At 61.8% G+C, this 12,179-nt stretch carries 9 protein-coding genes; 4 read left to right on the top strand and 5 right to left on the bottom strand.

All coding sequences use genetic code 11. The features are described from left to right. Positions 1-28 precede the first annotated feature (28 nt). Both rpsU and A3CW_RS0109425 read right to left on the bottom strand, forming a co-directional pair. Entirely contained in the window at positions 29-241 is a 213-nt protein-coding gene (gene rpsU, locus A3CW_RS0109430; protein ID WP_004198205.1) for a 30S ribosomal protein S21, read from the bottom strand. Positions 242-622: 381 nt separating this feature from the next. Then, entirely contained in the window at positions 623-1,564 is a 942-nt protein-coding gene (locus tag A3CW_RS0109425; RefSeq protein ID WP_028203337.1) for an aldo/keto reductase, read from the bottom strand. A 358-nt stretch (positions 1,565-1,922) separates the two neighbouring features. On the opposite strand from A3CW_RS0109425, the gene A3CW_RS0109420 reads away from it, so the two are divergent. From A3CW_RS0109420 to A3CW_RS45755, 4 genes are all read left to right on the top strand, one after another. Beyond that, on the top strand, positions 1,923-3,098 hold the full coding sequence (locus tag A3CW_RS0109420; RefSeq protein WP_028203336.1) for a flagellin: 1,176 nt from the start codon (positions 1,923-1,925) through the stop codon (positions 3,096-3,098). Between the two features lie 145 nt (positions 3,099-3,243). After that, on the top strand, positions 3,244-4,821 hold the full coding sequence (gene fliD / locus A3CW_RS0109415) for a flagellar filament capping protein FliD (RefSeq protein ID WP_028203335.1): 1,578 nt from the start codon (positions 3,244-3,246) through the stop codon (positions 4,819-4,821). A gap of 23 nt (positions 4,822-4,844) precedes the next feature. After that, positions 4,845-5,144 (top strand): flagellar protein FliT, encoded by a 300-nt coding sequence (locus A3CW_RS0109410; protein ID WP_028203334.1) that lies wholly within the window; start codon positions 4,845-4,847, stop codon positions 5,142-5,144. 279 nt (positions 5,145-5,423) lie between these two features. Further along, positions 5,424-8,549, top strand: a complete 3,126-nt coding sequence (locus A3CW_RS45755) for an O-linked N-acetylglucosamine transferase family protein (RefSeq protein ID WP_081771577.1) — start codon at positions 5,424-5,426, stop codon at positions 8,547-8,549. A 556-nt stretch (positions 8,550-9,105) separates the two neighbouring features. Here the strand turns inward: A3CW_RS45755 and A3CW_RS0109400 are convergent. The 3 genes from A3CW_RS0109400 to A3CW_RS0109390 are packed head-to-tail and all read right to left on the bottom strand — an operon-like array spanning position 9,106 to position 11,932. After that, complete coding sequence (locus tag A3CW_RS0109400; RefSeq protein ID WP_028203333.1) at positions 9,106-9,828, bottom strand: class I SAM-dependent methyltransferase; 723 nt, start codon at positions 9,826-9,828, stop codon at positions 9,106-9,108. A gap of 30 nt (positions 9,829-9,858) precedes the next feature. Beyond that, positions 9,859-11,097 carry a class I SAM-dependent methyltransferase gene (locus A3CW_RS0109395; protein WP_028203332.1) on the bottom strand — a complete coding sequence of 413 codons (1,239 nt, stop codon included), beginning with the start codon at positions 11,095-11,097 and terminating at the stop codon, positions 9,859-9,861. Between the two features lie 49 nt (positions 11,098-11,146). After that, positions 11,147-11,932 (bottom strand): hypothetical protein, encoded by a 786-nt coding sequence (locus A3CW_RS0109390; RefSeq protein WP_028203331.1) that lies wholly within the window; start codon positions 11,930-11,932, stop codon positions 11,147-11,149. Between the last annotated feature and the right edge of the window lie 247 nt (positions 11,933-12,179).

Here is a 12,179-nt window from a genome sequence, read left to right as displayed (position 1 = left end):
TTGGCGGAACACCGAAAAGCGAAAAAGCTTAGTGGAGCTTCTTCGGCAGCATCTGGCTGCGCAGGCGCTTGTGCAGGCGCTTCACAGCAGCTGCCTTCTTGCGCTTGCGAACTGCCGTCGGCTTTTCGTAAGCTTGACGCTCACGCAGCTCGGCGATCAGGCCGTTCTTTTCGATTGCACGGCGGAAGCGGCGAATCGCCACTTCGAACGGCTCGTTTTCCTTCAGAAGAATCGTCGTCATGTATTTCCTAACTCAAATCGCTTAATACGGTTCAAAGGCGCGAGCGTCAAAGCCGCTCACGCGCCGGCCCTCCGGTCGTTCGCCACGCTGGGGCTAAACGAGAGGCAAGGCGGCCACGGAGGCCGGAAAAGAGAAGTAGGGGGTTCACAGCGGAACGCGATCAGGTCGACCTTGCTGCAACACACCTGACCGCCGGTTTGCGGCCGCCAACAGTAACGAACACGGCAACAAAACAGGCAAAGATCTCAATTCACTCCCAATGATATCAGGAAAAGAGCTACCCGACCAGGGTTTCTTGATTCTACTCAGGGACTTGCGCGGCTTGCCACGGCCGCCGCGCCCGCCCTCTCAATTAGGACACCTGGGTTAATGCCTTTCCCGTCAGGCGCTCGCGTCGTTGAGCGCCTGGATGTCGGCCGGATCGAGCTTCAGCCGCACCGCGGCCGCAAGACTCTCCAGCTGATCCAGCGAGGTCGCGCTCGCGATCGGCGCGGTAATGCTCGGGCGCGCGATCAGCCACGCCAGCGCAACGGCCGCGAGCGTGCTGCCATGACGCTCGGCCACAAAGTCGAGCGCCGCGAGGATCCGGATACCGCGGTGATCGAGATACTTCTCGACGCGCGAGCCGCGCGTGCTCTTCGCGAGATCCTCGCGCGATCGGTACTTGCCCGAGAGAAAGCCGCTCGCGAGGCTGTAATAGGGCACGACCGCAAGCTTCTGCGCCATGGCCACCGGCTCGAGATCGGCCTCGTAGTGGGCGCGGTCGTACAGGTTGTATTCGGGCTGGATGATCTGGTACGCGGGCAGGCCGGACTTCGTCGAAACCGCGAGCGCTTCCTCGACGCGCGCGCCCGTGTAGTTCGACGCGCCGATCACACGCACCTTGCCGGCCTCGATCAGCCGCTGATACGCGCCGAGCGTTTCCTCGAGCGGGACTTTCTGGTCGTCCTCGTGCGAGAAGTACACGTCGATGTAGTCGGTCTGCAGCCGACGCAGCGAATCCTCCACGGCAGCCGCGATGTTGGCGGCGGAGAGCCCCGGGCGGCGCGCATCTTTTGCGACCTTCGTTGCGATCACCACCTTGTCGCGCTTGCCGCTCTTCGCGATCCACCTGCCGATGATCGTCTCCGACTCGCCGCCCTGGTTGCCGGGCACCCAGGCTGAGTAGACGTCGGCGGTGTCAATGAAGTTGAGGCCGGCGTCGGTGAAGGCGTCGAGGATCGAGAACGAGGTGGCTTCATCTGCGGTCCAGCCGAAGACGTTGCCGCCGAACATGAGCGGGGCGACCTGCAACGAGGAAGTGCCGATCCTGCGTAGTTCCATGGGGCCTCCAAAAAAAGGGCGAACGGGGAACCGCTGAGGATACGCCGCCTCGCGGCGCGTTGCAGCGGGCACGGGCGCGCGGCCGACGTCACTGCACTAAACCACGCGCGATACCTGCCGTAAACACGCTTGCAAACTGCAAGACGCATGAATGCGTGAGGGAAGCGGGAAGCACAGAGCGCGGCGCAACAGGACTTTCTATGCACCGCGCAAATGAGGTCTCGATTGTCGGTGCTTCCCCTCAAGTTTTTTTTACCCACGCCGACAACCTTCACTGAGGCGGCCAGCAATGAAAGATTGCACCCGCCGCGGCCATAGTGGCTTGTAACGGGCTTTCAGCCCGCTTAGGAGAATTTCCATGCTCGGAATTAACAGCAACATCAACTCGCTCGTCGCGCAACAGAACCTGACGGGCTCGGGCAGCGCGCTGTCGCAAGCGATCACGCGCCTGTCGTCGGGTAAGCGCATCAACAGCGCAGCTGACGATGCAGCAGGCCTCGCGATCTCGAACATCATGCAGACCCAGATCAACGGTCTGAATCAGGGCGTGTCGAACTCGAACGATGGCGTTTCGCTGGTTCAAACGGCATCGAGCGGTCTGTCGTCGCTGACGAGCAGCCTGCAGCGTATCCGCCAGCTGGCCACGCAAGCGGCCAACGGCTCGATGACCTCGGACGACCGCGCAGCACTGCAGCAGGAAGTGAACCAGCAAGTTTCGGAAATCAACCGTATCGCGTCGCAAACGACGTACAACGGCATGAACGTGCTGAACGGCTCGCTCGGTACCGTGTCGTTCCAGGTCGGCGCGAACGTCGGCCAGACGATCAGCCTTAGCCTGTCGCAAAACATGTCGGCAGCATCGATCGGCAGCGGCGTGCCGCAAGCTGGCCAGACGCTCGGCACGTTCAGCGGCCTGAGCCTGAGCTCGGCTGGCGTTTCGGTCGCCGCTTCGGCAGCAACCGTTACGTCGATCAATGTCGTCTCCGACGGCAGCGGCGGCTTCACGTTCACGGACCAGAACAACCAGGCACTGAGCAACACGGCAGTCGGCGCGCTGTTCACGGCCACGGGCGCCTCGGGCACCAGCGGCAACGCCATCCAGGGCTCGGGCGGTGCGGTCTCGCTCAGCATCGCCGCCGCCTTCAATACGGCTGTCGGCTCGGCCGGCTCCGCTGCTGTCGCTTCTGTGGACGCTCAGGTCAACTCCTACAACGTGCCGACGGATGTTGCAAACGTCGACATCAGCACGGCAAGCGGCGCAAGCATGGCCATGGAGTCGATCGACAACGCACTGAACACGCTGAACAACCTGCAGGCAACGCTCGGCGCAGCGCAAAACCGCTTCACGGCAATCGGCACGACGCAGCAAGCTCAGTCGACCGACCTGTCGACCGCCCAGTCGTCGATCCAGGACGCCAACTTCGCAGAAGAAACGGCAAACCTGAGCAAGGCGCAAGTGCTGCAGCAAGCGGGTATCTCGGTGCTCGCACAAGCGAACTCGCAGCCGCAGCAGATCCTGAAGCTCCTCCAGTAATTCGAGCTTCTGTAGCCCAAGCGTTGCGCGCCCGGCCGCCATACCCGTGAGCGCAACGCAAGCCAATCGGGAGGATCGCCTCCCGATTGGCGTTTTCCAGACTTGAACCGATTCACACTGCAACGCCGACGCACGGAGCCCCTTCATGTCCACCGTATCCAGTTCGACAGCCAGCACGATCGCAAGTAGCGTCGCCGCTACGACCGCAGCGAGCAATGCCGCTTTGCAGCAAGCCGCCCAGTCGATCGTCAGCGGCTCGACCGGCAACTCGTCGATGGACGTGAACTCGCTCGTCACCGCGCTCGTCAATGCCAAGACTGCCGGCACGGCCGCTACGATCAGCGCCGAGCAGACGCAGGACAACACAGAGATTTCCGCGTACGGCGCGCTTTCCGCGGCGCTTTCCGCACTTCAGGCAAGCCTCTCGCCGCTCTCCGACGGCACGACCCTCAATGCATTCAGCACGACGGTCAGCGGCACCGGCATTACGGCCACCGCAGGCAGCGGCGCGGCAGCAGGGTCCTATTCGCTCGACTTGAAGCAGGTGGCGCAGGCCCAGGTGCTCACCTCGACCGGCTACGGCGCGACAACGGCGCTCGCATCGGGCTCGTCCACGATGACGCTGACGGTCAACGGCGCCAGCACCACGATCTCGCTCGACAGCACGAACAGCACCGTTGCGGGCATTGCATCGGCGATCAACTCGGCCACCAACAATCCGGGCGTGACGGCAACGGTCGTCAACGGCGCCGACGGCGCGCACCTCGTGTTGCACTCCACCTCGACCGGTGCATCGAACGGTATCAGCATCGCAATCAGCGATTCGAATTCCAGCGACGCGTTGAACAACCTCGCCGTGACGACCACGGCAGGCACGGCGATCACGAGCGCAAGCGCGACTTCCGCCAACCTCACCGCCAACCAGTCGACGATCTCCAACACGACCAACTGGACACAGTCCACGGCCGCACAGGACGCCTATTTCACGATCGACGGCACCGGCGCGACCAGCACGACGAACACCGTGACCTCGGCGCTGTCCGGCGTCACGCTGAACCTCACTGCAGCGGCAGTCGATACGTCGAGTACGGGCAGCGGCGCACAAACGATCACCGTTGCGCAGAACACGAGCGCCGAATCCAGCGCGATCAACAATTTCGTCACGCTGTACAACACGCTCGTGACGACGATGGCCACGCTCACGTCGTTCAGCTCGACCTCGACGTCGCAAGGCGTGCTGCTCGGCGACTCGACGCTGAACATGATTCAGAACCAGCTCGCGACGATCGTGGCAACGGGCGTGAAGAGCGGCAGCACCACGACCAGCCTGGCTTCGATCGGCGTCACGCTGAATTCCGACGGCTCGCTCTCGGTCGACAATGACACGCTGAACACCGCACTGCAGAACAATCAGTCGACCGTAGCAGCGCTGTTCAATTCGACCAACGGCGTGGCCGCCCAGTTGAACAACAACATCACGAGCTATTCGTCGAGTACGGGTGTCATTACGACGCGTACCAACTCGATCCAGACTGACCTGACGAACCTCACGACACAGCAGTCGAATCTTGCGGAGTACCAGTCGCAGCTGACCAGCATGTACACTGCGCAGTTCACCGCGCTCAACACGCTGATGGCGACGATGAACAGCAACCAGCAGTACCTCACGCAACTCTTCGGCGGCACGAACAGCGCAGGTGCGCTGGCGACCAACAAGAGCTAAGCGCATCCAGCAGGAGAGACGACATGGAATTCGCAGCGCCCATCGATCGCATCTGGCAGATCACGAAAGACATCGAGCAGGCGGCAGCCGTCGGCGAATGGGAAAAGGCGGCCGAGCTCGCGAACGAGCGCTCGCCGCTTCTCATGTCGCTCTCCACGAAGCAAACGGGCGCCACGCTCGACGTGCTCAAGCAGATTCACGCGATCGACGCGCGTGTCGCCGCAGTGGCAGGTTCGGCACAGTCGGCGCTGAGCGCCGAGTACCGTTCCGCCATGCAGGCAACGCGCAACGTGAACCAGTATCAACGCGTCGCGCAGTTCTGAAGTACGGACTTTGCAGCGCGTACAGGAATAACAAACAACCATTGCACCCTCGAGGGCGCATTTGCGTACCTCGGCCCGCCTCGCGCGGGCTTTTCTTTTGTGCGCCCCTATTGCGCACCGCTCAGGCAGCAACGGCCTTCCACCCCGACCCCATCACCGCCCTTCGTTCGCACCACCGAATTGGCAGGCGTTTTGACGTCAACTCGGCAATTCGTCCCGAGTGCGCGCGCTCGATAATTGCCTTACTTCTGCTAACTGCGGCGCAAGCACGCCTTCGTCATGACCGCTTTCCCCACTCCGACCGAAACCCCCGCGCTCGCCCCCCAATCGCAAATGGGGAACGACATCCAGCTCGTCATGGAAGCCGGGATCGAACACCATCGCAAGCAGGAATACGACGCAGCCGAAGCGCTCTACGCCATCGTGCTGGAAGCGGATAGCGATCATGTCGACGCCAACTACCACATGGGCGTGCTGTACATGCAAACGGACCGGCCAGCCGAGGCCGTGCCGCACTTCGAAGCGGTGCTCGGCCATACGCCGAACTTCGCGCAACTCTGGGTCTACTACTTCAACGCCCTCACCGCGAGCAACCAGTTCGAAGCCGCACGGATGGCGCTCGACGTGGCGCGGCAATGCGGCGTTCCCGGCGATGCCATCGAGACGTTGAAGGCTCGTCTGCCCCAGCCGGACGCCGCGGCGGCACCGGCGCCGTCGACTGGACCTTCGCGCGCGGCCGCGGCGGAGGCTCCCGAAGCTGCGCCGCAGCAGAAGACTTCGGACACGCCGGCAGCGATAGTCGACCCGCGCCGCGCAAGCATGACGGATCTGCGCGAGTTTGCCGATCTTTTCAACGGCGGAAAAACAGAGGCCGCGCTGAAGCTTGCCCGTCGCTTGACGGAGCAAAACCCTGCGCACGGCGAATGCTGGCTGACGCTCACGCACGCCCTGCAGCGCGCAGGCAAGTACGCGGAGTCCGTGATGTCGGCCGAGCGTGCCACCGGCCTGATGCCCAACAGCCTCCCCGCCCAGACGATGCTGGCCGACGCGCTGCATATCACGCGTCAGCACCAGCGAGCCATCTTGCACTGCATCCAGGCTCTCGAGAAGCATCCCGAGAGTGCAGCACTGCATCGCACATTGGGTGCCGCCCTTCAGGCAACGGGTCGCGCCGGCGAGGGCATCGCCCAGATGCGCCGCGCCGTTGAACTGGAGCCGAACAATGCTCTCGAACTCGACGCGCTTGCCAACGCGCTTAACGAGGATGGCCAGTACGACGAAGCGGAAAGCGCCTTTCGCAAGGCGCTCGCACTCGCGCCCATGCAGGCGGCCACACACAGCAACATGCTGTTCTGCCTGATGCACAAGACTGATCTCGATGCAGAAAGCGCCTTTGCAGAGTTCAGCGAGTACGGGAAGCGCCAGGAAGCTTCCCTGCGTGCAAACTGGCCGCAACACACCAACGATCGCAATCCGTCGCGACGCCTGCGGATCGGCTTCGTTTCCGGCGACCTGATCAATCACCCGGTCGCCTACTTCTTCCAGTCGATCGTGGAGCATCTGGCCCGCGACTCAAGCCTGTCACTGCACGTCTATTCGAACTACGTGGTCACCGACGCGTTCACGAAGACGATCCGGGAGCACGCGCAAGCGTGGCACGAAATCTTCGGCATGACCGACGCCGCGGTCGCGCAAAAAATGCGCGACGACGGCATCGATATCATGATCGATCTGTCCGGCCATACCGGTCGTAACCGTCTCGTGGCCCTCGCGCACAAGCCCGCGCCTATCCAGGTGAGCTGGATCGGCAATCCGGCCACGACCGGCCTGACGTCCATCGACTATTACATGTCGGACCGGTTCGTCACGCCGCTCGAACAGTTCGCCAGCCGTTTCTCGGAAAAGCTCGTGTTCCTGCCGGCTCTCGCGCCGTTCAAGCCGTACGCGCAAGCGCCAGAGGTGAACGAGCTGCCCGCCTTGAAAAACGGCTACCTGACATTCGGCAGCTTCAGCCGTCTGGTCAAGATCGGGCCGGAAGTCGTGGCGCTTTGGGCGCGCGTGCTTCGCGAGATACCCACTTCGCGCATGCTCATTGGCGCGATCACGTCGATCGAACAGATGAACAAGCTGGCCAGACTGTTCGCGAACGAAGGCATCGACGTGAACCGCGTCAGCTTCATGCAGCGCAAGGGCACGGATGTCTACCTGCAACAGCACCAGCAGGTCGATGTCTGTCTCGACGCGTTCCCATTTGCCGGTTCGACCACGACCATGCATGCCCTGTGGATGGGCGTACCCACCATGACGCTGCCCGGCGTTTCGATGGCGAGCCGCGGCAGCACGGGATGGCTCTCGCACCTCGGACTCGAGGAGGCGTTCGTCGCGCACGACAAGGACGACTTTGTGAGCAAGTGCGCGGCGCTCGCCAGCGACCTCGAAGCGCTCGCAACGGTACGCCGCGAATTGCGCCAGCACTGCATGCAGTCGCCCATCATTAGCGCCAGCACGATCGCCAACGCCGTATCGCGTGCGCTGCGAACCATGTGGCAGCGCTGGTGCGACGGGCTGGCGCCGGAGCATTTCGAGGTCCAGGCGCAGCCGCAGGACGTGGCGCCGGAACCGGTCGTGGAACTGGCACGCGAGCAGCAACAACCGGGCATAGCTCCAACAGCCGGCTCGATCACGTCGATCGACGCGGTGACCGACCTGCCCGCAGCGACGAAACCCATCCGTATCGTCTGCGGTACCCGTCGCACCCGTGAGCAGTTCTCGAATGAAACAGCGCTTGGCCGCTCGCTGAAGCTCTACGCCCATCTGCCCAACATCGAACTCCAGCTGTTCGACAACAACACGCGCGGACTGTCCAGCATCTACAACACCGCGATCGAAGAAGCCAGGCAGCGCCCGGCCATCCTCGTCTTCATTCACGACGACGTCTGGCTCAACGACTTCTTCTGGACTGAGCGCATCCGCGAATCCCTCGCTCGTTTCGAGGTGGTGGGGCTTGCCGGCAACCTGCGCCGCGTGCCGCGCCAGCCTGCATGGGCCTTCGCCACGCCGGATCTGCAGTGGGACGAACGCAAGTATCTGAGCGGGACAGTCGGCCACGGCAAGGGGTTCCCGTGCAACATCGCGTCGACCTTCGGGCCTTCCGGACAGGAATGCAAGCTCCTCGACGGACTTCTGCTGATTGCAGATAGCGAAGTGCTCGTGAAGAGCGGACTGCGTTTCGACGAGCAGTTCAAGTTCCACTTCTACGACATGGACTTCTGCCGCCAGGCGGAACTCAAGGGGCTGCACATGGGCACCTGGCCGATTTCGGTCGTGCACGAGAGCGGCGGCGCGTTCGGCACGCCGAGCTGGCGCGAAGGCTACGAAAACTATCTGCGCAAATACGGCGATTGAAGCCATTCTCCCAGCAGCCAGGCGACGCTCCGGCGTCGCCTGCAGGCAATCATTAAACGGTGTGTCGGGTAGCGGACCAGGCCCGACACCGTCCATATCGGCGCAGCGCCCGTCTCGCGCTACACGTTCCCCCTCCAGTAGATCGACAGGCGCTCAAGTGAGACGCTGTTGAACGGGCCTGTCACGGCCTGTGGACTCGCCGGACACAAGCAACGCAGACAGTTCGAATATCCGTCTAGAAGTCGCGGCGCAGCGTTCGATCTCACCAGAGCCCGGCGAACCATGCGTCGGGTCGAGGACCCGAACACCGTCTCGGCCAGCACGCATCGATCGAATCAGGTTGCGGCGAGGACTACTGATTACCGTTTCGCGAGGACGTGGCGGCCAACTCGCGGCGCCAGATGCGGCGCCTCCCAGTTGTCATTCTGTCCAGCGGCCGCGTCATGAACACGACCTGCCTGCCGCTTCGTCCGCGCATCCTGCTCACATCGCTTCGAACAAAAAAAGCCTGCTCACGGGATAGTCCCGGAGCAGGCTATGAGTCGTCCCGTGACACTCAGGTCACAGCGAACAGAACGTCCTGCGGCAACAGCGGTGACTTGTCGATCGCCTGCAGCGCACGAATCTTTTCACGCGAGACGACCTGCGGATCGACCCACCAATCCTCGAACGGAATTGGATCCGGTGAGACGGGCGGGAACAGCACCGAGACGTCTCGCGCGACGAGTTCATAGCCGTGGCGATGCAGAATATCGCGGCTCTCGCTGCGCGCGCGAAAATCGCCCGAATACGCGTCGGTTTCGAATGTGATCACCGAAAACCGGTAGCGATCCAGCGGCAATTTTTTCAGCACTTGCAGCGTGTTGTAGCTCGGATCGATGTCGAGCTGCAGGTAATCGATTCGTTGCGTGTCCTCACCGAACCATGCGGGCAACGCCTTCGCGTAATCGAGTGCGAGCGCGTCTGCGAGCACGAGCGTATGGTCGGGCCGGTCCTTGAGCCAGCTGCCGAAAAACGCCGGATCGAACTCGATCGATACGCCTTGCCAGCTGTAAAGGAGGGCGAGCAACGCGGTGTTGTTGTTCGACAGCGGATAGTTCGCGCCGACTTCCAGATAGCGGCCGTTCGTACGGCCATCCAGCATCGACAGCACGAAGATGTCCTGCCATGCCTGCGAAGCGTTGCGATTGAGTGTGCCAGCACACGCGAACGGGAACCGCAAATGCTGCTGCATCTGCGGCTGCCACGTCCACGCTTGCTGCAATGACTGAATATCCATAGAGATGGCGCCTTGCATGCGAATCCCGGCTTAGACGATTTCGATTTCCGGGAACGGGAAAATCAGTCGCCCGCCGCTCTTCAGATACTCGCTTTCACGACGCAGAATGCCGTTCTTGAAGTGCCACGGCAGGACGAGGAAGTAGTCCGGCTTCATCGCACGCGCCTTCGCTTCGGAAATGATGGGGATATGCGTGCCCGGCGTCACGCGGCCGAATTTTTCCTCGTTCACTTCAGCGATGGCCGGAATGTCGGCCGCGGTGAGTCCGCAGAACTGCAGTACGACGTTGCCTTTCGTCGAAGCGCCGTAACCGAGCACCTTCTTGCCGTCCGCATTCAGCGCACGGATCAGTCGCGTCAGATCATCACGATGGCGGAACACGCGTTCCTCGAATTCGCGATAAGGACGCGGCGTATTCAGGCCCATCCGGTCTTCCTGCTCGAGCAGCCAGTCGATCACCGGATGATTCACCTTGATCGAGTGATTGCCGACTTTCGCAGCCGTCACTGCGAAGCTGCCTCCGTTGACGGCATTCATCACGACGTCCACCAGCTTGAGCCCGGCCGCTTCCAGAATGATCTTCACGACGGCGAGCGAATAGTACTCGAGGTGCTCGTGGCAGATCGTGTCGTACGCATTCAGACGCAGCATCGACGGCATGTAGCTTTGTTCGAAATGCCAGACACCGTCATCGGCGAGAATCGACTCGATCTGTTTCGCGAATTCGATCGGCGCTTCGAGGTCGTAGAACATCGCGATCGACGTGACAATCTTCGCCGGGCGGCTTTCGACCGAACGGTAAGCGTCGGCAGAGAAGAAGTCAGGGACAAGGCGCACGTCTTCCGGATAATATTCGCGGAATTTCTTGCCGGTCGGATCGATGCCGATCCGGCGCAGACCGGTGGTGCGGTAAGCCCTCAGCGTCGTGCAGTCGTTGCTGCCGATGTCGAGCACGACGTCGCCTGCCGAGAGCGGCTTCAGGCGTTCGAGGTACGCGATCTTGTCGGTCAGGTGATCGACCATCGACTGGTTCAGCCCCGATCGATAGCCGTAATTGTCGCCGTACATCTCCGACGGCTCGTACGAATGCGCGAGCTGCAACAACCCGCTGCCTGGCGACCACACGAGCTCCAGCGGGCCCTGCGTGACCGGCTCGTCAGCAGACTTCGGAAAAACGCCGGTAAGCGCCTGGTGGCCGAGATTGAGCACCGGGATCTGATGTGTGCTGCCGCTCACGCGGCAACCGGTTATGGCGCGATATGAATTCATGGATGGCTCCGTTACGAAGCGATTTCGATGGGAAACGGATGGAATGAGGTCACTGCACGCGATCCGCCGTGTGCGTGGCGACCGCGGAATCCGAGATCAACATGTTGTGGCCGAACACACCGGCGTTCCTGAAGTGTTCGACGATCAGATAGCTGTGCAGACGTTCGAGCAGAAAGCCGACCGAGCGGCGTTGATAACCGTCGCGCGCAACGAAGCGCGGCGAGTTCATGAACTTCGACGCGCACTCGAGCACCGCGAAGATCGAGCGGAACAAATCGACGTGATAGAGACCGATGCTGCAGGACGGCACGAAGTGCTGCTGGCTGATGAATTTCAGCGCGTCCGACGAATCGAACAGCTTCTCGTCCATCATGTACTGCGTGAAGCTCAGGAAATCCTCGAGTACGTGGGCGCCGTGGTATTGGGCAATTACGCCCGCCGCACCGAGGGTGATCGGCGTATTGAAGCAGCTGTTCGCGCGCTGACGCTCGAAGCAGTATGCGTAATTGCCCAACTCCACTTCCTGAACCACCGAAGCCCACGGCAGATTGCTTGCTTTCGGAGCATTTACGGGCGTGGGCGAAATGAATCGGCGGTACTGAAAGATATTCAGATACTCGTATCCCGACGCGATCGAGTCGAGACTGCGAAACAGCCAGAAAAGCTGCGCGTATTCCGACAACGCATGCCCGTGCTCGCCGTACAACTCATCGGGCACGATTGCCTTTCTCCGGATGTTGCCCGGCACGGCATTCGGCGAAATCAGCAGATCGACGAAATGCGCGTGCTCGGCCGGAAACGGCACGTGCCCGATGCACACATTCAACGTATTCATTTTGACGGGCCCACAAAGCCTTTTGCGAAGCTAAAGGCTAACGGCTGTGCCCCCCCGTCAATCGGGCGAACAGACCGCTGTTAGCGGTGCAATTCTTGAGATGCGCTGCTGGCGATGGTGCGTGGTCGTGCACACCCGGGCAGGCAAGATCAGGAGGGCGTCCGAAGGACCGAGTTTCAGACGGACATCCTTACGGATTGCCTGGTATCGGGCGCATGCCAATCACCGGTCTTTGCTTGTGGGCTGT

Source organism: Paraburkholderia nodosa DSM 21604, assembly GCF_000519185.1.
Classification (GTDB): Bacteria; Pseudomonadota; Gammaproteobacteria; order Burkholderiales; family Burkholderiaceae; genus Paraburkholderia; species Paraburkholderia nodosa.
Note: the sequence above shows the minus strand (reverse complement) of the source record. Positions and strands in the feature narration are given on the sequence as shown.

Bases quoted from the DNA above. Each gene is read 5' to 3' on its own strand.
- A3CW_RS0109400 (WP_028203333.1), bottom strand. From the start codon at position 9,828: ATGGATATTCAGTCATTGCAGCAAGCGTGGACGTGGCAGCCGCAGATG.
- rpsU (WP_004198205.1), bottom strand. From the start codon at position 241: ATGACGACGATTCTTCTGAAGGAAAACGAGCCGTTCGAAGTGGCGATT.
- A3CW_RS0109395 (WP_028203332.1), bottom strand. From the start codon at position 11,097: ATGAATTCATATCGCGCCATAACCGGTTGCCGCGTGAGCGGCAGCACA.
- A3CW_RS0109390 (WP_028203331.1), bottom strand. From the start codon at position 11,932: ATGAATACGTTGAATGTGTGCATCGGGCACGTGCCGTTTCCGGCCGAG.
- A3CW_RS0109410 (WP_028203334.1), top strand. From the start codon at position 4,845: ATGGAATTCGCAGCGCCCATCGATCGCATCTGGCAGATCACGAAAGAC.
- A3CW_RS45755 (WP_081771577.1), top strand. From the start codon at position 5,424: ATGACCGCTTTCCCCACTCCGACCGAAACCCCCGCGCTCGCCCCCCAA.
- fliD (WP_028203335.1), top strand. From the start codon at position 3,244: ATGTCCACCGTATCCAGTTCGACAGCCAGCACGATCGCAAGTAGCGTC.
- A3CW_RS0109420 (WP_028203336.1), top strand. From the start codon at position 1,923: ATGCTCGGAATTAACAGCAACATCAACTCGCTCGTCGCGCAACAGAAC.
- A3CW_RS0109425 (WP_028203337.1), bottom strand. From the start codon at position 1,564: ATGGAACTACGCAGGATCGGCACTTCCTCGTTGCAGGTCGCCCCGCTC.